21 protein-coding genes are annotated in these 22175 nt (G+C 38.9%); 11 read left to right on the top strand and 10 right to left on the bottom strand.

Translation table 11 applies throughout. The features are described from left to right. Positions 1–5: 5 nt before the first annotated feature. The 7 genes from CVS86_RS03955 to CVS86_RS03925 form a co-directional block, all read right to left on the bottom strand. Positions 6–3230 (bottom strand): Mbeg1-like protein, encoded by a 3225-nt coding sequence (locus CVS86_RS03955; RefSeq protein WP_107791037.1) that lies wholly within the window; start codon positions 3228–3230, stop codon positions 6–8. Further along, complete coding sequence (locus tag CVS86_RS03950) at positions 3231–3863, bottom strand: tRNA 2-selenouridine synthase (protein WP_107791036.1); 633 nt, start codon at positions 3861–3863, stop codon at positions 3231–3233. It abuts the gene before it with no gap. 101 nt (positions 3864–3964) lie between these two features. After that, a complete protein-coding gene (locus tag CVS86_RS03945) occupies positions 3965–4111 on the bottom strand; it encodes a diadenosine tetraphosphate hydrolase (RefSeq protein WP_107791035.1) in 147 nt (48 codons plus the stop codon). After that, positions 4112–4780: a tRNA 2-selenouridine synthase gene (locus CVS86_RS03940; protein ID WP_107791034.1), complete on the bottom strand. Its 669-nt coding sequence runs from the start codon at positions 4778–4780 to the stop codon at positions 4112–4114. It abuts the gene before it with no gap. 104 nt (positions 4781–4884) lie between these two features. After that, the gene (locus tag CVS86_RS03935) at positions 4885–5028 is read right to left on the bottom strand and encodes a diadenosine tetraphosphate hydrolase (protein WP_107791033.1); all 144 of its coding nucleotides are present in this window, start codon (positions 5026–5028) and stop codon (positions 4885–4887) included. After that, positions 5029–5694, bottom strand: coding sequence for a tRNA 2-selenouridine synthase (locus CVS86_RS03930; RefSeq protein ID WP_107791032.1), 666 nt, complete (start codon positions 5692–5694; stop codon positions 5029–5031). Positions 5695–5808: 114 nt separating this feature from the next. Then, positions 5809–6870: a TRAP transporter substrate-binding protein gene (locus CVS86_RS03925; RefSeq protein ID WP_107791031.1), complete on the bottom strand. Its 1062-nt coding sequence runs from the start codon at positions 6868–6870 to the stop codon at positions 5809–5811. A 92-nt stretch (positions 6871–6962) separates the two neighbouring features. On the opposite strand from CVS86_RS03925, the gene pyk reads away from it, so the two are divergent. Beyond that, the gene (pyk, locus tag CVS86_RS03920; protein ID WP_107791030.1) at positions 6963–8414 is read left to right on the top strand and encodes a pyruvate kinase; all 1452 of its coding nucleotides are present in this window, start codon (positions 6963–6965) and stop codon (positions 8412–8414) included. Between the two features lie 697 nt (positions 8415–9111). Here pyk and dnaJ read toward each other — a convergent pair. Further along, on the bottom strand, positions 9112–10254 hold the full coding sequence (gene dnaJ / locus CVS86_RS03915) for a molecular chaperone DnaJ (protein WP_103596171.1): 1143 nt from the start codon (positions 10252–10254) through the stop codon (positions 9112–9114). A 123-nt stretch (positions 10255–10377) separates the two neighbouring features. Between dnaJ and CVS86_RS03910 the strand changes: the two genes are divergently transcribed. From CVS86_RS03910 to CVS86_RS03865, 10 genes are all read left to right on the top strand, one after another. Then, positions 10378–11049 carry a response regulator transcription factor gene (locus CVS86_RS03910; RefSeq protein ID WP_009294394.1) on the top strand — a complete coding sequence of 224 codons (672 nt, stop codon included), beginning with the start codon at positions 10378–10380 and terminating at the stop codon, positions 11047–11049. Then, on the top strand, positions 11046–12302 hold the full coding sequence (locus CVS86_RS03905) for an ArsS family sensor histidine kinase (RefSeq protein ID WP_107791029.1): 1257 nt from the start codon (positions 11046–11048) through the stop codon (positions 12300–12302). Before CVS86_RS03910 ends, CVS86_RS03905 begins: the two co-directional genes overlap by 4 nt. Then, complete coding sequence (gene recR, locus CVS86_RS03900; RefSeq protein WP_107791028.1) at positions 12299–12871, top strand: recombination mediator RecR; 573 nt, start codon at positions 12299–12301, stop codon at positions 12869–12871. Before CVS86_RS03905 ends, recR begins: the two co-directional genes overlap by 4 nt. Positions 12872–12954: 83 nt before the next feature. Then, entirely contained in the window at positions 12955–14571 is a 1617-nt protein-coding gene (trpD, locus tag CVS86_RS03895; RefSeq protein WP_107791027.1) for an anthranilate phosphoribosyltransferase, read from the top strand. After that, a complete protein-coding gene (locus tag CVS86_RS03890; RefSeq protein WP_107791026.1) occupies positions 14558–15172 on the top strand; it encodes a phosphoribosylanthranilate isomerase in 615 nt (204 codons plus the stop codon). The genes trpD and CVS86_RS03890 overlap by 14 nt, the downstream gene beginning before the upstream one ends. Continuing rightward, positions 15162–16343, top strand: coding sequence for a tryptophan synthase subunit beta (gene trpB, locus CVS86_RS03885; protein ID WP_107791025.1), 1182 nt, complete (start codon positions 15162–15164; stop codon positions 16341–16343). The genes CVS86_RS03890 and trpB overlap by 11 nt, the downstream gene beginning before the upstream one ends. After that, positions 16336–17085: a tryptophan synthase subunit alpha gene (gene trpA, locus CVS86_RS03880; RefSeq protein WP_107791024.1), complete on the top strand. Its 750-nt coding sequence runs from the start codon at positions 16336–16338 to the stop codon at positions 17083–17085. The genes trpB and trpA overlap by 8 nt, the downstream gene beginning before the upstream one ends. 78 nt (positions 17086–17163) lie before the next feature. Continuing rightward, the gene (locus CVS86_RS03875; RefSeq protein WP_107791023.1) at positions 17164–17583 is read left to right on the top strand and encodes a chemotaxis protein CheX; all 420 of its coding nucleotides are present in this window, start codon (positions 17164–17166) and stop codon (positions 17581–17583) included. After that, positions 17580–17897, top strand: coding sequence for a flagellar motor switch protein FliN (gene fliN, locus CVS86_RS03870; protein WP_002942551.1), 318 nt, complete (start codon positions 17580–17582; stop codon positions 17895–17897). The genes CVS86_RS03875 and fliN overlap by 4 nt, the downstream gene beginning before the upstream one ends. Continuing rightward, a complete protein-coding gene (locus tag CVS86_RS03865) occupies positions 17894–18772 on the top strand; it encodes an excinuclease ABC subunit A (RefSeq protein ID WP_107791022.1) in 879 nt (292 codons plus the stop codon). Before fliN ends, CVS86_RS03865 begins: the two co-directional genes overlap by 4 nt. A 701-nt stretch (positions 18773–19473) precedes the next feature. On the opposite strand, the gene CVS86_RS03860 is transcribed toward CVS86_RS03865, so the two are convergent. After that, positions 19474–20922, bottom strand: coding sequence for a Ppx/GppA phosphatase family protein (locus CVS86_RS03860; protein ID WP_107791021.1), 1449 nt, complete (start codon positions 20920–20922; stop codon positions 19474–19476). A 3-nt stretch (positions 20923–20925) separates the two neighbouring features. After that, the gene (locus CVS86_RS03855) at positions 20926–22143 is read right to left on the bottom strand and encodes a sensor histidine kinase (RefSeq protein ID WP_199906515.1); all 1218 of its coding nucleotides are present in this window, start codon (positions 22141–22143) and stop codon (positions 20926–20928) included. Positions 22144–22175 lie beyond the last annotated feature (32 nt).

Genomic DNA, 22175 nt, shown 5'->3' with positions numbered 1-22175 from the left:
TAAAATTATAGCCCTTGAAGCACTACGACGTCGGTTATCTCGGCGTCTTTTTCTATCTTAGCGTCTAGCCCTTTGGCTATTTTTATAGTGATATCTTTTGTTTGATTTGGCGTTAGAAAGATCAAATTTCTAACGTCGTTTTCGTATTCGCTAAGTCTTTCGTAGTAGCCGTTTATGCCGTGCTTGCTCTTATACTCTGGCTTTATGAAATTTAGCCTAAAAACATCTGCGCCATACTTTAGCGAGTACTCTTTAAATTCATATTTTCTTTGGCTGGTAGTCTTGAAATTTTCATTAAATAGCTTTAAAAGCGCCTTGTCACTAACTTCTTTTGCGTCGCTCTCTTTTAGCACGATCTCGTCAGCTCCGTTTGGCTCTTTGTACTCGGTGCCGTTTATGGAGTATATGGCGACGTGCATGTTATCTCTTTGCGATGCAGCACTTTTCATGAAAAACCTTAGCCTTGGATTTTGCGTGATCTGTACATCTTTTGGGGCTACTTCGTTGCCGTTTGCATCAACGTATTTTACCCCCTCAAATGTAAGTAAATTTGACTTTTTAGCCACTGATAGCACGCAGCCTTTATCACTTAAGCAGTGATGCACTAGATCTTGCATGAGAGCGTGGTTGTCATTTACTCTTTTAGCACTTAGTGCGCTCTTTGGTACGTGTGCTACGCAGGTGCATGGCGAATTTGCCGAGCAGCCAACTATCGGCGAGCCTAGGAAGTCTTGACCTAGTATGAGCGGTATGCCATTAGATGTGATACTCCTGCCAGCTTTGCTTTTTAGCACCACTCTGCCACCATGCGGGCAAGTGATGATGTCGTCTTCTATGACTGGGTGAGCGGTGAAATTTGTAGCTACCGCACCAGAAGGCATGCTTTGATGATTTACCGCTTCTCTATCTTGTGCCTGCTTCTCTTTTTTCTCATCATTGTTAGCTCTTTTTAGCTTTACATCTAAGCTACCCCTATCTATATCATAGCCAAGCACTCTTATGCTAGTGTTTTTATTTGTGATATCAAGCGAGCCTTTAGAGCTTTCATCGCCCCTTGGGCTAAAGTAGTAAAAGGGCTTTTGATCATCTTTGTTCTCAAAGAGATCATGCTCTTTTTCATCTTTGAAATTTGTAAAGCCAAATTTATAGTCTTTAGCTTCATTTGCACCTTTTAGAAGTGTAGCGTTTAAAAAGAGATCGACCTTGTAGTTTTCTGGGTTTTCCACGCCAAATTTATCTCTTATCTTCTCATATAGTCTCTCAATATCCACTATGTCTTTATCTTTTGTAAATATGGCTAAACTCTCTTTATCCTTATCCACATAGACGCTAGAGCTAGAGGATAAAAAGCCAAATTTTATCTCGCCTCTATCTTTTACGTCATATAAATTTATAGAGCCACTGCCTGTGCCTTTGTCAAATAAAAGAGAGTAGGTCTGTTCTGATTTTTTCATAAAATATGCTTTATTGTCTTGTGATGAAAGCGACCTTGTGAAATTTGACGCATAGGTGTAGAGCTTGCTAGCATCAGCCTTGGTGGTGGTGACATCACTAGAGCTCTCATCTACCACCTTGTACGTCCTGCACTTGTGCATAGCCCTTTTATCTTCTATCTTTTCACAACCACCTTCTTTAAATTTCTCTACTTCATCTTTGCTTATTATCTTTGTATATCGCTTCTCATCGCTAAGCTTAAGTATATCTTCTACTATCAAGGCTTCTTGCTCGTCTTTTAGATAGTGATCTGTGCGTATGTCTAAGTCATGTTTTATGTTATTTAACAGTATAAGTAGTAGCCAGTTTTTGTTTTTATTATATGTAATGGGTGAAATGGTGGCTTTATTGTCCATGTTGAAATTTACGCTATTGTATTGCATAGATAAATTTGTATCAAGATCAAATATAAGCTTATAGTTTTGCTCCATAAATTCATTTAGATATAAAAACGTACCTTTTAAGCTAACATTTTTTGTCTTTTCGTCATTATCTTTTTCCTTTAAAAGATATGAGAAAAAGTATAGTGTAGTAGCCGTATATGTAAGAAAGTGCGAGCTTATACTTATATCTGTTTTTGGTATCGCATCTACGTTGCCTATATTTATTAGCACCTCATTGCCATTTATATCAAGCCCAAGGTCTTGTATAGCGTTTTCGTAGAGTTTGTTGTTAAAGGCTAGGCTATCATTATCAGTCTTTGCGTGGTATATGTTATTAAAATTTAAAGGTGCTGGTAGGTAGGTGTGGTCCTTATCTGCTAGGATTAAATTTACATATAATCTTTTTTTACAAGAGAGCATACTTTGCATATTAGGAGTTAGTCTTCTTTTAGTAAATATATTTTTATTGCTTAGTATTCTATCTATTCGATCTATCTTGTGTGCAAAATCAATAGTATTAGCATAATCACTAAGCAATCCAGGCGAGTTAAATGTATAAATTTCATCTATATATTCAGAAAAAGTAAAAGCACATACTTGAGTTAGATATCCACCAAGAGAGTGACCACATATATTTATCTTTTCGCCTTCTTTTAATATAGGTATAACATTATCTAAAAAGAAATTTATTAAAGAATTTACCTGAGTTGGTATCCTATATGTTGCCAGCTGATTATCCGCTTTTAAGTCCCCAGGAGTTATTTCAGTACCTCTAAAGGTTAGTATCTTTTTGTTGTTATCTTTTGTATCTTCAAATAGAGTGGCACTAAAACCTTCATCATCATTTTTTTGATGTTTTAGAAGTCTAAATCTTGATGTGAAATTTTTGGTACGTTTGGAGATTTGGTGGTAGCCTTCTTCGTTTATAAATATACGCTGTGAAATTTCACCATTTTTTTCCTGAACGGCAATAAAGTTTTTAATGTTATTCGAGATTTTTATATTTGTATCTTCTTCTCCAAATTTAAAATTTGGTTTTTTGATAGTTAAATCCTGCATAAATCTAGCTTCTACACAAAGAGCGTAAGCAGTAGGTTGTCCTATTTGGCGACCGTTTTCTTTTGCTTTTTGGCTTATCTTCTCTAAAGTATGACCATAATAAGTATAGTCTGCATAATCCCATCTAGGATTAGGTTTTTTTAAAATTTTCTCATTATAAAATTTATCCGAAAAACTCCAAATTTCATTCTCATCTATGTACTCAAAAAAAGCATAACTTACATCAGCTATATCAGCATAGTCTTTTATCTTATTTACCATCTCTTTGTTGGTTAAATTCTTTTGAGTATTCATTTATTTATCCTTATCTGAAGTGCTGACTTTTTCAAATTTATTGTTTATAAATTCAAATCTATTTCCACTAAGCACATAGCTATAATAAATTTCTTTAAATCTTATTCCACTTGCCTCATCTCCATATAGTCCAAATTTGGCAACTTTATAAGTATATGTTACAGATAAAGATATAGGCACTATCTCGTTATTTTCTACATAAAAATATATAAAAGACATGCTAGGTTTAAATTTATTATAGTCATCGCCTATGTAATTAACTATTAGATCACTATATCTTTCAGGTATCCAAGCTTGTTTTTTGAAATCATTTCCGTAATCTCTTGTAGTTACATAATATTTTTTACCATTAGATAAAACTCTAGGTAATTTTTCATTCATAATAGTCTGGTCATTTAAGTCAAAATCTCTATTGTTGTTTTTAAAGAAATCATCAAGATACTTATCCCTCTCTTCTTCTCTCCTATCTATCTCCCTCTCTAGCTTCTCATCAAATACATAAACACCACCATATTTTTTAGCTATGCCCTCTTGCTCACTAGTTAGATCAGAAATTCTTATAAAGCCATTAAAATAAGCAAGTGGTAGCAGTATAAACAAGCAGATAAAAACTATAAATTTGACTTTTTTCATCATAAATCCTTTTAAATTTAAAACTATACAAGATAGAAATTTCTCATAATCTTATTGTGATTATATTTATAATATTATTAATTTATTATGCCTAGCTAGGTTTATTGATTATAAAATTTATCCGAAAAACTCCAAATTTCATTCTCATCTATATACTCAAAAAAAGCATAAGCAACATCGGCTATATCAGCATAGTCTTTTATCTTATCTACCATATCTTTATTTGTTAAATTTTTAAGAGTATTCATTTATTTATCCTTGTCTGAAGTGCTGACTTTTTCAAATTTATTGTTTATAAATTCAAATCTATTTCCGCCTTTGGCCAGTCCTATATCATCTTTTATAAATTTAATTCCGCTTGCTTCATCGCCATATAATGTAAATGTTTTAATTCGATATAAGTAACTTGCAGATGTTCTTATAGGCACGACTTTGTCGCCATCTATATAAAAATATGACATAGATAAATTTGGTGTATATTTTTCTAAATTTTCTTTTCCTATGTAATTTATAATTTTCTCGACATAATCATTAGGAATTTTTACTTCTTTACCAGTTTCGTTTTTATAATCAATCCATCTGAGGTAGTATCTCTTTCCATTAGACAAAACTCTTTCAAGTTTAGGATTGTCATAAAATTTCTCTTGCAGTAGTAACCTTAGTTGTTTGTTTTGTTCTTCTTTGTCTTGTATATTTGAGACTTCTTTTAGTATTTCCTTATTAACCTTGTCCCTCTCACCTTCTCTCTTATCTATCTCCTTCTCTAGTTTTTCATCAAATACATAAACACCACCATACTTTTTAGCAATGCTCTCTTGCTCACTAGTCAGATCAGAAATTCTTATAAAACCATTAAAATAAGCAAGTGGTAGTAGTATAAACAAGCAGATAAAAACTATAAATTTGACTTTTTTCATCATAAATCCTTTTAAATTTAAAACTATACAAGATAGAAATTTCTCATAATCTTATTGTGAATATATTTATAATATTATTAATTTATTATGCTTAGCTAGGTTTATTAATTACAAAATTTATCCGAAAAACTCCAAATTTCATTTTCTTCTATATACTCAAAAAAAGCATAAGCAACATCGGCTATATCAGCATAGTCTTTTATCTTATTTACCATCTCTTTATTTGTTAAATTTTTAAGAGTATTCATTTATTTGTCCTTAACTTTATTGCTGATTTTTTGAAATTTGTTGTTTATAAATTCAAATCTATTTCCGCCAAGCACATAGCTATAATAAATTTCTTTAAATCTTATTCCGCTTGCTTCATCTCCAAATAATCCAAATTTAGCAACTTTATAAGAATATGTTACGGATAGTGATATGGGTACTATTTGATCATTATCCACATAGAAGTAGTCAAAAGAAAAACTAGGGTTAAATTTCTCATAGTCTTTTCCTATGTAATTTACTATTAGGTCACTATATCTTTCAGGTATCCAAGCTTGTTTTTTGAAATCATTTCCGTAATCTCTTGTGGTGATATAATATTTTTTACCATTTGACAAAACTCTTTCAAGTTTAGGATTATCATAAAATTTCTCTTGCAGTAGTAACCTTAATTGTTTATTTTGTTCTTCTTTGTCTTGTATATTTGAGACTTCTTTTAGTATTTCCTTATTAACTTTTTCTCTCTCTTCTTCTCTCTTATCTATCTCCTTCTCTAACTTCTCATAAAATACATAAACACCACCATATTTTTTAGCTATGCTCTCTTGTTCGCTAGTTAGATCAGAAATTCTTATAAAGCCATTAAAATAAGCAAGTGGTAGCAGTATAAATAAGCAGATAAAAACTATAAATTTGACTTTTTTCATCATAAATCCTTTTAAATTTTCACTATTGTCTTATCTTTTGCTTTAAAGTCTTATTGCGATTAGTTTTTGTGGTGGTTTTAAATTTTAAAAAGCAGGGAGAGCTCCCTGCTGTGGTTATTTCTCTTCGTTTGTTTTGATGTAAGCGTAGTCAGAAATTTTAGTCCATTCTCTTGCTTTTTTGAGGAAAGCTCTTTGAGACTCAACGATCTCTTTAAATAGTGGATCTTTTGCGCTCTCTTCATCAAGTAGCTCATTTGTAGCCTTTTTAAGAGCTGCGATGACCTCTGGTGGGAAAGATTTTACTTGGATGTCTGGGTACTCAGCCTTCATCTTGCCCCAGTACTCTACGTTTGCGTAAAATACCTTAGTATTCACATCTCTTGCCACCTCAGCAGCAGCCGCTTCAAAGATCGCTTTTAGGTCATCTGGAAGTTTTTCATACGCATTTTTGTTGAAGAAAAACTGAGTTTCGCCATCTGGCTCTTGCCAGCCTGTGTAGTAGTATTTTGCCACTTTGTGAAAGCCAAGTGCCATGTCATAAGCCGGGCTAACCCACTCTACCGCATCGATCGTGCCCATCTCAAGAGCCATGTAAAGCTCGCCAGTTGGGATAGTGTTGATATTTGCACCAAGTTTAGCGTAAATTTCACCGCCAAAGCCTGGAATTCTTATCTTTAAGCCTTTGATATCATCAACTGACTTGATCTCTTTTTTAAACCAGCCGCCCATTTGCATGCCAGTGTTGCCCGCTCTAAAAATTTTGATGTTATATGGGTCAAAAACTTTCGCCTCTAGCTCTTTACCGCCGCCAAATTCATACCAAGCTGTTTGCTCGTCGGTATTCATCATAAATGGCGTCGCTGTAAAGAACATTGTCTTAGGGTCTTTGCCTTTGTAGTAGTAGCTAGCTGTGTAGCCGATGTCGTACTGACCGCTCTTTGCAAAGTCAAGCATCGCAAAAGGCGACTTGTGCTTTGACGGGTAGTCGATCCTGATCTCGATGCGGCCGTTACTCATCTTTTCGACCTTATCTTTTAGCTCTTTTGGCACGTCACCAAGTACTGGCATAGTGCTCTCCCATGAGGTTGCAAGCTTGAGCTTATAGACTTTGTCATCTCCCATGGCAGCGCAAGCAAGAGCTGCTAGGCCAAGAGATGCTAATAAAAATTTATTCATACTCTCTCCTTTAAAAATTTTGCATATTATACAAAAAATTTACATTATTAAAATGTGTTATAATCGCAAAAATCAAATTACAGGGCATAAAAATGATAAAAAAGACGAAAATTGTAGCGACTTTAGGGCCAGCAAGTGACAACGAAGAGACGATGGAGGCGATGGTTAGAGCAGGTGTTAATGTTTTTCGTTTAAATTTTAGCCACGGAACACACGAATACCACAAATCAAACATTGATAAGATCAGAAATGTCGAGAAAAAGCTAAACAAACGCATAGGCATCTTGCAAGATATCTGCGGTCCAAAGATCAGAGTTGGCAAGCTTAGCGAGCCATTTTACTTGCAAGCTGGCGACGAGCTAAGCATCTACGCAGAGGATATCGTGGGCGAAAAAGTTGCAAAAGGCGTTTATAAAGTAAGCCTAAATCAACCTCAAATTTTACCTATGCTAAAGGCTGGCGAGTACGTCTATCTCTACGACGGCTCGATCAGAGCAAGAGTTATAGGCGAGGGCAAAGAGGTGGTAAAAACCATCATCGAAAATGACGGAATTTTAAACTCAAACAAAGGGGTAAATTTCCCAAATACCACCCTTGGTATCGAGATCATCACGCCAAAAGATAAAGAAGATATGGAATTTGGCGCAAAACACGGGGTAAATTTCGTCGCCATTAGCTTCGTGCAAGACGCAAATGATGTGATAAAAGCAAGAAATATCTTAAAAGAATTTGGCTCCAAAGCGGCTATCTTGTCTAAGATCGAGAAATTTGACGCGGTCGAAAACATAGACGACATCATCGCAAAGAGTGATGGCATCATGGTAGCTCGTGGCGATCTTGGCATAGAAGTGCCATTTTACAAGGTGCCAACCATACAAAAGCTCATCATCAAAAAGGCAAATGCAGCCAGCAAACCAGTAATCACAGCAACTCAGATGATGCTAAGCATGGCTGAGCATGAAACTGCCACAAGAGCGGAGATCAGCGACGTGGCAAACGCCGTGCTGGACGGCACTGACGCGGTTATGCTAAGCGAAGAGAGTGCGATCGGCAAAAACCCAGTCGCAGTCGTAGAGGCGATGAGCAAAACGATCATCCAGACGCAGAGCATCTATCCATACAATAAATTTGACGAATTTGACTTTTTTGACGAGACTGACATGGTCGCAAATAGCGCAGCTTCGCTAGCTGTTCGCATCAAGGCCAATGCGATACTCTCTATCACAGGATCAGGCAAATCAGCCATAAAGCTAGCTAGAAACCGCACAAACATTGATATCATCGCTATCGCGCACGACGAGCAGACAGCTCACATGCTTACCCTTGCTTGGGGCGTGACACCAGCGCTCGTGCTTGAAAAGACAAAGCTAAATGTCCTACTTGCAAATGTCATCAAAAAGGCTTACGACGCTGGATATGTCGAACATGACAAGACCTATCTCGTCACAGCTGGCCACCCAACAGGCGTAGAGGGCAGCACAAATCTCATACGTATCATCAGGCGCGACCAGCTTGATTATTACTTAGATCTTGCAACCGAGTAAATTTATGGATTTTGGTGCCTGATAGCTTACGGGCACTAAAATTTCTTTTAAATTTATGCGCTTTTATGCACTCGCCTTAATTTATATTTATGCATTTTTACCACTAAATTTAGAAGCGTGATATGTCGGATCTAAATTTGAAATTTAAACTATGTGCTTTAAAATAAAACTACTACTTTTTTGTAAATTTTAAAATTTCATTCACTCGCAAGAATTGACTACTAAAATTTGGCTTCGCTTACAGCTTAGCTCAAATTTTAGAGCCGAAATTACTCGCTCATGAAATTTTAAAATTTGCGAAAACTTACTTGATAACAAAACGCATGTGGCACGATAGTGCTATCGCATGCACTTCTAACGTTGTCGGGGTTAGGGGATCGTTAAGGGGGAAGGGAGCTTCTTTGCTTCACAAGCTCGCAACTGCAAGCAGACCGTAATTCAAGCCTCTTCCCCCTTAACAAAGAAGTAAATATTTAAATTTCTAAAAAAACTATTTTTGCAAATTTTAAAATCTTACTCGCTTGCCTTAGCAACTTACTAAATTTAGGGCTCATAACTATTCGCCACTAAATTTAGAAACGTGATATGCTCGCTCATGAAATTTTAAAATTTGTGTGAAATTTACTTGTAAAAATTAGGATATAAAATTTATTTTGAAAGATTTTGTGACGCCAAATTCTACGTCACAAATTTAAATTTATTTTTTCTTTTTGCCTTTTGGCTCGTCGCCTTTAAACCAGCTTTTTATCTTGTCAAAGACGCTCTCGTCGGTGCTTGACTTGCCTGAAACTATGCCAAAGCTAGCTTGAAGTTTGTTTAAAAGCTCTTTTTGCTCGTCACTTAGTTTATCAGGTGTTTGGATAGAAATTTGAGCTACAAGTCTGCCTTTTTTGCGTGAATTTACGCCCTTGATGCCCTCATTTTCAAAGATAAATTGCTGCTTATCTTTCGCGCCAACTGGTAGTTTTAGCTCGGCTTCACCGCGAAGTGTTGGGATTTTTATGCTCTCACCAAGAACGGCTTGGGTAAAAAATACTGGAATTTCTATATAAACATCGTCATTGTGGCGGATGAAGTGCTTGTCCTCTTTTACGTTTATGCTCACGTAAAGATCGCCTTGAACGCCGTTTGCACCGATGTTGCCTTTGCCAGCGACCCTCATCCTCATGCCACTATCAACGCCCTCTGGGATCGTGATCTTGACGCTTTGTTGCTGGATTTTATAGGCTTTTGCGTTGCAATCAGGGCATGGCTCGCTTATCACTTCGCCGCTTCCGTGGCAGTATGGGCACTCTTGAACGATATTCATAAAGCCATTTCCACGTGTGATCCTGCCGCTTCCGCCGCAGTGTTGGCAAGTTTTGTTTTTACCATCTTTACTGCCTGTTGCGTTGCATGTTGGGCAAGGCACTTTTTGATCAAATTTGATCTCTTTTTCGCAGCCAAAAACAGCTTCGTTAAACTCTAAATTTATAGGAATTTCAAGGTCGGCTGAGTATTTTTCGCTTCGTCTTTTTCTCTGTCTAGAGCCACCGCCAAAACCGCCTCCAAAAAACGAGTCAAAAATGTCTGAGAGGTCAAAATCAGCGCTAAAGCCACCGCCACTGCCAAATCTACCCTCAAGCCCTTCTTTGCCGTATCTGTCATATATTGAGCGCTTTTGCTCATCGCTTAAGACCTGATAGGCTTCGTTGATTTGTTTAAATTTCTGCTCAGCTTCTTTGTCACCAGCATTTCTGTCTGGGTGGTATTTTAAAGCGAGCTTTCTAAAGGCTTTTTTTATCTCGTCGCCACTTGCATTTCTTGAAATTTCAAGGATCTCGTAATAATCAAACTCCACATTTTTCCTTGTTTATTAAGCTTATTTTAAATGTGAGATTTTATCCAAAAAAGTTTAAATTTAAAAAAAAATTTACATTTTTGCCGTATAATCTCTACTATTTTTCAATGAAAAGGATGATTTATGATTAACGTTTTAATGATAGAAGACGATCCAGAATTTGCTCAAATTTTATCTGAATATCTTGATAGTTTTAATATAAAAGTGACTAACTTTGAAGACCCATATCTAGGGCTAAGTGCCGGCATAAAAAACTATGATCTGCTCATACTTGACCTTACATTACCTGGCATTGATGGCCTTGAGGTTTGCAAAGAAATTCGCCAAAAATACGACATACCTATCATCATCAGCTCAGCTCGCAGTGACATAAGCGACAAGGTTGTTGGACTTCAGCTTGGAGCGGATGATTATTTGCCAAAACCATACGATCCAAAAGAGATGTACGCTCGTATCACAAGTCTTATTAGAAGATATAAAAAGACAAACGAAGTTCAAGAAGAGGTCGTTGATAGCGCATTTAGGATAGACGACAAACGCCATGAAATTTACTTTAATAATGAAGCTCTTGCGCTCACACCAGCTGAGTATGAAATTTTAACCTATCTCATCAAACAGCACAGCTTTTCAGTATCAAGAGAGCAGCTAGTTTATAACTGCAAGAGCCTAAAAGATAAGGACTCAAAGAGCCTAGATGTCATCATCGGACGCCTTAGAACAAAGATCGGCGATAGCTCAAAAGCGCCAAAACATATATTTTCAGTTAGAGGCATAGGATATAAGCTTATCGGATGAAATACTCCATAACCACCAAGATAACTATCATCTTTGCCATCGCTTTCTCGCTGATGTGCTTGCTCTTTGTGACATTTGCAAACATTCAGCAAGAAAGTGCGCTTGAGAAGCTAAAAGATAAGCAAATAAGCGCTATGAACTATCTTGTGGCGCTTTACGAGCGTGGCAATCCTCCAAGAGATTTAGAGCACTACTTTAAAAATTTCAACCTAGAATATGTCGGCAATAAAAATTTAGCCACCTCAGTTACCTCAAGCGGAAACGCCATTTTTACGCAGCACACGCCTCTTGGCATGATGCAGTCGGTTAATTACAAAGGCGATTTGTATCTACTTATCAAAAATCCATCTTTTCAGCTGCTACTTGAGAGCAACGACGCAAGACACGTAAATGACCCACTTTGGGTGGCATTTTTGATCATCTCGGCTCTGCTTATCTCACTTTATGTCTCAGTGCTTAGAAGCCTCTTGCCGCTTAGAAGACTTAGCAAAGATATCAGGAAATTTGCCAGCGGAAACATGGAGATGGCGATGACTGCTAGGCTAAATGAAAGCGAGCAAGATGAGATAGGACAAGTCGCAGTCGAGTTTGACAACGCCGTTTGCAAGATCAGGGAGCTCATCCGCTCAAGGCAGCTATTTTTACGTGCGATCATGCATGAGCTAAAGACGCCTATTGGCAAGGGCAGGATCGTCTCTGAGATGGTCGCAAACGACACTCAAAAGATGAGGCTCATAAACGTTTTTGAGCGCCTTGAGATGCTGATAAATGAATTTAGCAAGGTCGAGCAGCTTCTTTCTAAAAGCTACGCCATAAACTATCAAGAGTGCCATTTCTCGCTTATCTTAGAGCAGGTGCAAGATATGCTTATGCTTGATAAATTTGAGGAGCGAGTGAGCTGTGATATCAAAGATGATGTCTTGCTTAGGGTTGATTTTCAGCTTTTTAGCTTGGCGATTAAAAATTTGATAGACAATGCCCTAAAATACGCAGAAGATAAAAAGGCTATTTTGATCTGCGATAGCGAATTTATAGCGGTTAAAAATTTAGGTAAAAAACTAAATCACCCGATTGATTATTACAAACAAGCCTTCGTGCGCGGCGATAAAGTGAGTGCTGGAAGTGGTATGGGGCTTGGACTTTACATCATCGAGCAAATTTGTCAGATGCAAAAATTTGAGCTTGCTTATGACTACGAGGACGGCTATCACGTCTTTAAAATTTTACTTCGTGCAAAGGCAAAACGCGCATGAAAAGGGGCTTAGAGAAATTTAACGAGCTAACTGAGTCTTTTGCTAGGCTTCCAGGTGTGGGTAAAAAATCAGCCGCAAGATTTGCCTACTTTGTTTGCATGCAAGATAGCTTTGCAGGGCTAAGGCTCGCGCAAAATATCGAAGATGCGGTGAGATTTATCAAGCGTTGTGAGCGTTGCGGTGGGCTTAGCGAAAATGAAATTTGCGATATTTGCAGTGACGAGAGCAGGGACAGCGAGGTCATCTTGCTGGTTGAAAGCCCAAAAGATATCTTAGTCTTTGAGCAAAATGGCATCTACAACGGCCTTTACTTCGTGCTTGACGAGATCGACGAGGACGCCATAGAGAGGCTGCGAAGTGCTATCAAGCAAAATGGCTCAAAAGAGGTCGTCTTCGCCTTTACGCCAGGGCTAAATTCAGACGCGCTCATGCTTTACGTCGAGGATAAACTTGCGATGAGTGAAATTTCATTTAGCAAGATCGCTCAGGGCGTGCCAACTGGTGTAAATTTAGAAAACGTCGATATGCTCTCGCTCTTAAAAGCCTACGAGAGCCGCACAAAAGCCTAATTAAAATTTCTTTTAGTTATAATCTCACCTAAATTTATAATATTTAGTCCGCGCAGCCGCCGCTAAATTTAAAAGGATAGAGATTGATTTTACTTATAGATAACTACGATAGTTTTGTCTTCAACGTCGAGCAGTACATAAAAGAGCTCACCAGTGAAGAGGTTAGATGCGTTAGAAACGACAAGATAACGCTTGATGAGATCAAAAAGCTAAACCCAAGTAAGATCATCCTAAGCCCAGGGCCAAAGCACCCAAAAGATAGCGGAGTTTGCCTAGAAATTTTGCAGGCCAACCTTAGCGTGCCAGTGCTTGGCATCTGTCTTGGACACCAAGCCATAGGACTTAGCTACGGCGCAAAGATAAAAAGGCTAGACGACCCACTTCACGGCAAGACCTCGTTTATCGATGTGAAAAACAAAGAGCCGCTTTTTGCAGGGCTGCCTGAGCGATTTGAGGTTATGCGCTACCACTCGCTTTATGTTGATGAGCTACCAGCTATCTTAAGCGCTGATGCGGTGAGCGATGATGGCGTAGTCATGGCACTTAGCGTAAAAGATAAGCCGATCTTTGGCATCCAGTTTCACCCTGAGAGCTACTTCACGCAATACGGCAAAAAGATCGTTGAAAATTTTGTAAATTTCAAAGCAAAAGATGAGGTAAAAGAGCCTAAAATCCGCTCGCTTAAGCCATATCTTATAAAGCTTCAAGAGAGCATACCGCTTGATGATAGCGACTTTGAACAAATTTGCGAGATAATAGCCAGCAAAGAGTATGAGATCGTGCAGCTTTCGGCACTTTTGGTGCTAATTAGCGAAAAGAGCTTATACCCAAAAAGCCTTGCAGCGCTTGCAAAAAATATCCTAAAGTACTCGCAAACTTACCGAGACGATACGCCTATGATCGATCTTTGCGGCACTGGAGGCGATGGCTTTAAGACGATAAATATCTCAACTACAGTTGCATTTATCCTTGCAAGTCTTGGCATAAAGGTTGCAAAACACGGCAACAAGGCCGTCTCAAGCAAGTCAGGCAGCTCTGATGTGCTTGAAATTTTAGGCGTAAAAAGTGAAAAATCACTGGCAAAACAGCGTGAAAATTTAGCTAGTAAAAATTTAGCCTTTTTCCACGCACCATTTTTCCATCCACTAGTTGGCGAGGTGAGAGAGGTACGCCAAAGACTTGGCATAAGGACCGTATTTAACGTGCTTGGACCGCTTTTAAATCCGAATTTGAACCTTACAAATCAGCTAGTTGGCGTCTATCATAAGCCTGTTCTAAAGCTCTACGCACAGACGCTTAAAATCCTTGGCAGAAAGCACGCTTTGGTCGTTCGCGGCGATGATGGACTAGACGAGATCACGCTTTGCAGTGAAACAAGCGTTGTGGAGCTAAAAAATGGCGAAATTTTTGAGTATAGCATCACGCCAGAGCAGTTTGGTTTTAAAAGAGCGCTTCACAGCGACATCGAGGGTGACACACCTGAAGAAAACGCAAAAACCTTGATACGCACGCTAAAAGGCGAGGAGCAGGGGGCGAAATTTGACATAGTAGTCTTTAACGCGATGTTTGCACTCTACGCGGCTGATGGCGCAAAGAGCCCAGACGAGGCTAAAAAAATGGTGCTTGAAGCGATAAATTCTGGTAAGGCGTATAAATTTTTTGAAGAGTTTATAAAGGCTGGGGCTAATGGCGCTAGTTAAAATTTGTGGCATCAAAACGCTAGATGAGGCGAGTGCGGTTTGTGCTTTGGATGTTGATTTTATAGGGCTGATATTTGCTAAAAGTAAAAGAAAGGTCGAGCTAAATTTAGCTAGGCAGATAGCGAAATTTGCTCATAGCAAGGGCAAAAAAGTAGTTGGTGTTTTTGCGGAGCAAAGTGATTGCGAGATAATGGAAATTTGCCAGTTTGCTGGCCTTGACGTGGCTCAAGTGCATGGAGTGGTGAGTGAAAATTTAGAGGCAAATTTGAAAGATATGGGGCTTGAGATCTGGCAGGTTTTTAGTGTGAAAGATAGCTTGCCAGAGGTTGATTTTAAGCATTTTGACATGGCGCTTTTTGACTGCAAGGGTGAAAATGCCGGTGGAAATGGCACCAACTTTGAGTGGGAAATTTTAAAAGAGGTTAAGTTTAAATTTGGCATGGCTGGGGGCATAGGTGAGCACAACATAAAAGAGGCGCTCAAATTTAAGCCATATCTAGTCGATATCAACTCCAAAGTCGAGGACGAAAACGGCATAAAAGAGGCGCAAAAGATAGAGAGGATTTTAAAGATCATAGATGAGGTAGAAGATGAACACTAAAGCATATTTCGGAAAATTTGGCGGGCAGTTCGTGCCTGAGACGGTGATGTTTGCCCTTGATGAGCTAGAAAATGCTTATGAGAGTATCGCAAAGACAAAAGAGTTTAAAGACGGGCTTGATGATCTTTTGAAAAACTACGTTGGCAGGCCTAGTCCGCTCTTTTTTGCAAAGCGTCTGAGCGAGCACTACGGACATGAAATTTACCTAAAAAGAGAGGATCTAAATCACACGGGTGCGCATAAGATAAATAATGCGCTGGCTCAAGCGTTGCTTGCTAAAAAGATGGGTAAAAAGAAAATTTTAGCTGAGACTGGAGCTGGTCAGCACGGCGTGGCAACAGCGACTGCAGCAGCACTTTTGGGCTTAGAGTGTGATGTGTATATGGGAGCTACAGACGTTGCTAGACAGCAGCTAAATGCCTTTCGCATGCAGCTTCTTGGCGCAAAGGTGGTGAGCGTAGAAGATGGCTTAAAAACGCTAAAAGAGGCGACCACGGCGGCCATACAAGCGTGGGTAAATGAGATAGAAAGCGCGTTTTATGTCATTGGCTCAGCCGTTGGCCCGCACCCATATCCAAAGATCGTGCGTGACTTTCAAAGCGTGATCGGCACAGAGGCAAAAGCTCAGCTTGAAAATTATGGCAAAAAGGCTGATTACGTCATCGCCTGCGTTGGAGGCGGCAGCAATGCTATTGGCATTTTTAGTGCGTTTTTGGACGATGAGAGCGTAAATTTAGTAGGTATAGAAGCTGGCGGCCTTGGCATAGATACGCCTTATCACGCTGCTACGCTTAGCAAAGGCAAAACCGGCATCATCCACGGCATGAAAACGACAGTTTTGCAAGATGAGTACGGTATGATCTCACCAGTGCATAGCATCTCAGCAGGCCTAGACTACCCAGGCATCGGCCCAGAGCACGCCCACCTAAACGATATCAAAAGGGTAAGATACGAAGTCGTGACCGACGATGAGTGCATAAATGCCTTGTATTTTCTAAGCAAGATGGAGGGCATCATCCCAGCCATCGAGAGCGCGCATGCGGTGGCGTATCTGGAGAAGCTTTGCCCAAAACTTGATAAAAAAAGCGTCATCGTCGTAAACGTCTCAGGCAGGGGCGATAAGGACATAAACACAGTTATCGGCTACGAAAAAGGAAAAATTTATGGATAAGATCAAAAGCGCATTTAACGGCAAAAAGGCAAACATCGGCTACATCGTGGCTGGATATCCAAGCCTAGAAAAAACTAAGGAATTTTTAGAAAATTTAGATGAGAGCACGCTTGATCTGCTTGAGATCGGCATACCATACTCTGACCCGCTGGCTGACGGCAAACTCATCGCGCAAGCTAGCTTTGAAACGGTGCAAAACGGCGTAAACACTGACGTTGTCTTTGATATGCTTGAGGGCTGCAAGGCAAAAGTGACAAAGCCACTTGTTTTTCTAGTTTATTACAACATTATCTTTGCTTACGGCGTGGATAAATTTCTAAAAAGATCACGTGAGGCGGGAGTGAGCGGCTTTATCGTGCCGGATCTTCCTTGCGAAGAGTGCGAGGAATTTGCTCTAAAATGTAAGGAGCTAAATTTAAGCCTGATACCACTCATCAGCGTCACCTCTGGGGGCAGAGCGGATGGAATTTTGAAATTTGGATCAGGATTTATCTACGCTCTTGGTGCGATCGGTGTTAGCGGTTCAAAAAGAGCTGATGAAGATAGGATAAAAAATTTAGTCCTAGAGCTTAAGAAAAAGAGCGATCTGCCAGTGGCTGTGGGCTTTGGCATCAAAAATAAAGATGATGTTAGCGAAGTGAAAAAATATGCTGACGCTGCGATCATAGGCACGCAAATAGTCAAGCTTTGCGCCAAATTTAGCGCAAAAGAGCTAGTTAAAGAGGTCGATAAACTCTTTTAAAATGCTTAATAAATTTATAGCTAATTTAGTAAAGCCAAAGTATAATGACCCGTGCATTTCAAGTCTTAAGGAAGAGATATGAGAAAAGTTATAGATGAGGCTACGAGCTATCTTTGCAAGGATACTTTGGGGTTGGATTTAGAGTTTGGCAAGAGCCTTGGTAAAGGATTTTACGGGGCTAGCATACCAGTTTATAAGGGCAAAAGCGAGTATCAGTTTTATCTATTTTTTAAAAAAGATACTTTAAAAATTTTCATGAATGCCTTTTTTGGTCACGAAGATGTCGATGGTGGCGATCTGGACGATCTTTGCAAAGAGATAGCTAATCAGATCATCGGCAAGGCTAAAAATCTGCTAAATGAAAAAGAACCAAACACTTATAAACTCGGAACGCCTGAGTTTTTGGGCGAGGTTGAGAATTTTGGCATAAAGCTAAAAGAGAAATTTATATATAAGATAAAAAATAGAACATTTCAAATAGGCTACAAGATACAATGAACGACGAAGGTGCGATAGAGACACTAGAACAGCTAGGGCTTTTTAAGAGCTATGACGAGCTTATGGATATAAGCGTTGATTTTATAGCTGAGCTAGGAACTACCACAGTTAGTATAAATGAGCTTTTGAAATTTGAAGCTGGCTCGGTCATAGACCTCGAAAAACCAGCTGGCGAGAGCGTGGAGCTATATATAAATAATAGAATTTTTGGAAAAGGCGAAGTAATGGTTTATGAGAAAAATTTAGCCATCAGGATAAATGAAATTTTGGACTCAAAGTCAGTTATTCAGTACTTCAAAAAAGAACTTTTATGAAATTTATACTATTTTTTGTGCTTTTTGCTACGCAGATCTTTGCCTCAAACTTGCTAACATACAACATCTATGAGCGCACCGACAGGGTCGATATTATGCTTAGCTTTGATGCGCCTTACGAGGGCAATATCTTTCAAAAGCGTGAAAAAGACACAACCTCTTTGATACTAAATTCTCTAAGCTACGATCAAAGCGCGAGCAAGGACATAAACTCAAAGATCATTCAAGAGCTAGATATTGAGCCAAAGCAAAACTCTTTAGTTTTAAATTTACGCTCAAACGATGCGATCATCGTAAATGCTTCAAAGACAACTGACAGCTTCGGACTTCGCATCCGCGTAACGCTAAAAAACACAAAAACGCAGGTGCAAAATATGCCTCAAGCAAGCGCAAAGATAGAAACTGCTAGCACGCCAAAGACAGAAAATGAACCTATGGTTAGTATTGATTCGAGATACTTCATCGTCCTAAGTGTGCTCATCGCGCTTCTTATATTTTTATATGTTTTTAAAAGATATATCACTTCAAAAAGTAGTGACTTTAGCGGGTTCAAAACGCCGCAAAATCAACTACAAAACGACACAAAGTCGATGAACTGGCTACTTAAAAACCAAAATAGTGGCGTCAATATCATCTATGAAAAATACCTTGACCGCACAAACAAGCTAATGCTTCTAAGCTACGAAAATAGGCGCTATCTAGTGATAGTTGGCAGCTCAAACGTCATGCTTGATAGCTTTGGCGAGGATAAGATCCAAAATGAGCAGGACTTTGCGGTATTTTTTGAAGAAAATAAGAAAAAACTTGGCTCATTTTTGCAAGAGCGTCAAAATAGTCTAAATAACTACAAAGATAAAATGAGCGGGGAATTTTAGTCTCGCTTCGCTATTAAATTTAAAAATTTAGAATAGCATTTTCATAAATTTTAAGATTTGCTATAAATTCTCTCATGTAAGACTCATGCAGTGCGCAAGCATCATTGCATGCCACTTCTAACGTTGTCGGGCTTTACTTCGACTTCGTCTCGTAACTGCAGGCAGACAAGGGATTGTTAAGGAGAGAGGGAGCTTCTTTGCTTCGCTAGCTCGCAACTACAAGCAGACCGTAATTCAAGCCTCTTCCCCCTTAACAAATTAACAAAAAACTTAATCTACAAAACAAATTCGTAAATTTTAAAACTTCATTCACTCACAAGAATTGACTACTAAAATTTGGCTTCGCTTACAGCTTAGCTCAAATTTTAGAGCCGAAATTACTCGCTCATGAAATTTTAAAATTTGTTTGACACTTACCTGTTTTAATAAAGCAAATTTACAAATTTTAAAAATTTACTCACTATCCTTGGTAGCTTACTAAATTTAGAAGCGTGATATGCTTGCCTATAAATTTTTAAAATTTGGCGCAGGTTGTTAATCGTATACAATATACGCTAATACATGCACTGCTAACGTAGTGAATAGATTTTGCTGTCTCGTTATCTCAAGCAATAGTCGCTCAGTCTCGTTTTTAGAATGAAAGAAATTTAAAATTTGCCCAAATACACTAGTGTTTTTTAAAAATATCAGCTACTTTTATCCTACACAAACGAAATGGCAAAAATTTCAGGTTTTGCGATCTTTTTTATCTCTTCTTTTGCCATGGCAAATTCTTTTGCGCCCTCTATTTTTAGCGTGTGGCCGCTAAACTCAAAGCTTAAATTTAGCTTCTCGCAGGTTATATCAAGTGCCTTGGCTAGCGCAAGGATGAAGCTTAGCCACCTTACACACTCAGCCTTTGGTAATAAATTTTTATACTTTTCAAACTCATAAATATTTTTCTTGCCATTTGTGCCGATGACTGCGGCTATTAGTGCCTTTTGCTCGTGTGAGAAGCCGTAGTTTAGGGCATTTAGTATGATATAGGCCGAGTTTTTGTGATCGCCGTAAAAGCCTATCTCTTGACCGATGTTGTGGAGCTTTGCAGCAATTAGCAGCGTCTCAAGATAGCTCTCATTTAGCCCATGAAGTTTTTTAAGCGCCACAAAAATATCCTTTGCGTATCTTGCCACGGCTTTGTTGCAAGAGAGGATGAAGCGATCTTGCAGGCTTTTGACGCTTGGGTTAAAATTTTCTGGGAATTTAAGACTTGGACGCAAAAAGTCTTTTAAAAAGACGCCCTCTCTTACGCCAACGCCACTTGTGATAACGTTTTTGGCGTTTAGCGCCTTGGCAAGGGCTAAAAATATATGTGCGCCCTCTCTGATGGTGTCATATCTATCTTTTTTTATGGGGAATTTATTTAGTTCTAGCACGCTAACGTTTGCGATGCTCTCGATGTAGGCTTGCTCGTCGCTAAGCTTGTAGCAAAAGCCATGCAGCGATGAGAGCGGATATAAATTTTTGCTCATTATGGCCGATGATATCGCTCTTAAAGAGCCGCCGATGGCTATTAAATTTGGACACTTAAATCGCTCATCTATCTGCGCTGTGATCTGCGCTAGAAATTTGGGCAGTTTGTTTAAATTTTTCTTATCAAAAAATAGCTCTTTTAGCCTCACTGTGCCTACATCAAGCGAGAGGACATCGACTATCTTGCCGTTACTTATCCTAGCAAGCTCGGTCGAGCCTCCACCGATATCGATAGTGACGCACTCAGCTAGATTGTGAAGCAAATTTTTAGCCGCTATCGCTCCAAAAGTAGCCTCTTCTTTGCCGTCTATCACTTTTAAATTTATGCCAAGTTTTTTTCTTAAAAGAGAGATCAAAACGCCTGAGTTTGGAGCATCTCTAAGCGCTGAAGTGCCGACACATAGGACTTTGGAGCATTTGTAGCTTTTTATGATGTTATCAAATTCGCTAAAAGCTTTGATCGCTTTTTGCATCGAAGCTTCTGAAATTTCGTTGTTTGAGCCGTATCCGCCTTCGCCTAGTCGCACTTTGGTTTTGTATTCAGCTAGTATAAAAAATGCTAAGCGTGACGTGCGCTCAAATATCGCCATACGCATAGAATTTGAGCCAAGATCGATCACTGCGGTTCTCTTTGCCATTTTTTATCCTTTTAAATTTAAAACGAGGCTTGCAACTGCTCCGTTTGCGCCCTCTCTATTTTTGATAGATATCTCAGCGCCAAGTGCCTGTGCTGCGCCCTTTGCGAGAAATAGTCCAAGTCCAGCACCACCTTTGTTGCCGTATCTTTTAAATGGAGCAAACAAGTCCTTGCTCTCGTCTATACCCACGCCTTCGTCGGTAACCTCGATGATAAATTTGCTCTTTTCAAGCTTTGAGCTAATCGTAATCGTGCTATTTTTTGGAGAAAATTTGATAGCATTTTGGACGAAATTTTGCACGATGTGAGTTAGTAGGCTGGTTTGGATATTTAGGTTAAAAATTTCAGGCTTTAGATCGAGTGCGAGATTTTTTTCTTCACCTTTTGCGAGCACCTCGTAGTTTTTGCCTAGTTTTTTCAAAAATGCGATCACGTCGGTATTTACTGGCTCTTCAAACTGCGCGCCTTCTTGACGACCGATCTCAAGGACCGAGCCTATCATAGCGTTCATGCCGTTGATCGCTTCGTTATTTGATTTTAGCGCTTCTATGTATTTTTCGCTCTCGCGTGGTTTTAAAAGCGTAACTTCATTTTTGGTTTTCATGACGGCAAGTGGCGTCTTTAGCTCGTGAGCAACGCCCACAAAAAGCTCTTTTTGGTATAAGACAAAAGTTTGTATGCGAGTAATTAGCCTATTTATGCTGTTGCCAAGTGGCAAAAACTCGTCTGGCAGGCTTTTGATATCGATCTCTTTTAGAAATTTTTCATCTAAATTTGTAAGCTTGTGACTTAAAATTTTTATAGGTATTAAAAGCATTCTTGATAAAAATAGTGCATAAAATAGCACCAAAAGTATCGCTGTGACGTTTACGATTATAATATCTATAAAAATTTCTTCAACTATCTGGCTTTGAAGCGTCGTCTCTTTTTCTAGGACTAAGTAGCTACTCTCATCTAGCCTTGTTGTTAGAGTGGTTATACTCTTATCTTTTATCTTTTGCATTACAAGGTAGGGCTTTTCGCCTTTAAGCTCGCCCGCTTTTACGGTGGCTAGAGTTTTGTTTGGGATTTCTATAGTAAAAGTTTTTAGATTGTTAGGATTGAAATTTTGTGGATTGTTTTTGTAAGCTGTGGCTTGCTGGTTTAGCTCACTAACTACGCTTTGAAAAACGGTAACTCTTATGTAGTGATAGAGCATCACCGAAACAACGGCAATTAGCATCATCGCACCAGACGCTAATTGCAGTATAAATC

The organism is Campylobacter concisus, assembly GCF_003048605.1.
In the GTDB taxonomy this organism is placed as follows: Bacteria; Campylobacterota; Campylobacteria; order Campylobacterales; family Campylobacteraceae; genus Campylobacter_A; species Campylobacter_A concisus_BM.
Note: the sequence above shows the minus strand (reverse complement) of the source record. Positions and strands in the feature narration are given on the sequence as shown.

Bases quoted from the DNA above. Each gene is read 5' to 3' on its own strand.
- CVS86_RS03955 (WP_107791037.1), bottom strand. From the start codon at position 3,230: ATGAATACTCAAAAGAATTTAACCAACAAAGAGATGGTAAATAAGATA.
- CVS86_RS03950 (WP_107791036.1), bottom strand. From the start codon at position 3,863: ATGAAAAAAGTCAAATTTATAGTTTTTATCTGCTTGTTTATACTGCTA.
- CVS86_RS03945 (WP_107791035.1), bottom strand. From the start codon at position 4,111: ATGAATACTCTTAAAAATTTAACAAATAAAGATATGGTAGATAAGATA.
- CVS86_RS03940 (WP_107791034.1), bottom strand. From the start codon at position 4,780: ATGAAAAAAGTCAAATTTATAGTTTTTATCTGCTTGTTTATACTACTA.
- CVS86_RS03935 (WP_107791033.1), bottom strand. From the start codon at position 5,028: ATGAATACTCTTAAAAATTTAACAAATAAAGAGATGGTAAATAAGATA.
- CVS86_RS03930 (WP_107791032.1), bottom strand. From the start codon at position 5,694: ATGAAAAAAGTCAAATTTATAGTTTTTATCTGCTTATTTATACTGCTA.
- CVS86_RS03925 (WP_107791031.1), bottom strand. From the start codon at position 6,870: ATGAATAAATTTTTATTAGCATCTCTTGGCCTAGCAGCTCTTGCTTGC.
- pyk (WP_107791030.1), top strand. From the start codon at position 6,963: ATGATAAAAAAGACGAAAATTGTAGCGACTTTAGGGCCAGCAAGTGAC.
- CVS86_RS03910 (WP_009294394.1), top strand. From the start codon at position 10,378: ATGATTAACGTTTTAATGATAGAAGACGATCCAGAATTTGCTCAAATT.
- CVS86_RS03905 (WP_107791029.1), top strand. From the start codon at position 11,046: ATGAAATACTCCATAACCACCAAGATAACTATCATCTTTGCCATCGCT.
- recR (WP_107791028.1), top strand. From the start codon at position 12,299: ATGAAAAGGGGCTTAGAGAAATTTAACGAGCTAACTGAGTCTTTTGCT.
- CVS86_RS03890 (WP_107791026.1), top strand. From the start codon at position 14,558: ATGGCGCTAGTTAAAATTTGTGGCATCAAAACGCTAGATGAGGCGAGT.
- trpB (WP_107791025.1), top strand. From the start codon at position 15,162: ATGAACACTAAAGCATATTTCGGAAAATTTGGCGGGCAGTTCGTGCCT.
- trpA (WP_107791024.1), top strand. From the start codon at position 16,336: ATGGATAAGATCAAAAGCGCATTTAACGGCAAAAAGGCAAACATCGGC.
- CVS86_RS03875 (WP_107791023.1), top strand. From the start codon at position 17,164: ATGAGAAAAGTTATAGATGAGGCTACGAGCTATCTTTGCAAGGATACT.
- fliN (WP_002942551.1), top strand. From the start codon at position 17,580: ATGAACGACGAAGGTGCGATAGAGACACTAGAACAGCTAGGGCTTTTT.
- CVS86_RS03865 (WP_107791022.1), top strand. From the start codon at position 17,894: ATGAAATTTATACTATTTTTTGTGCTTTTTGCTACGCAGATCTTTGCC.
- CVS86_RS03860 (WP_107791021.1), bottom strand. From the start codon at position 20,922: ATGGCAAAGAGAACCGCAGTGATCGATCTTGGCTCAAATTCTATGCGT.
- CVS86_RS03855 (WP_199906515.1), bottom strand. From the start codon at position 22,143: ATGCTAATTGCCGTTGTTTCGGTGATGCTCTATCACTACATAAGAGTT.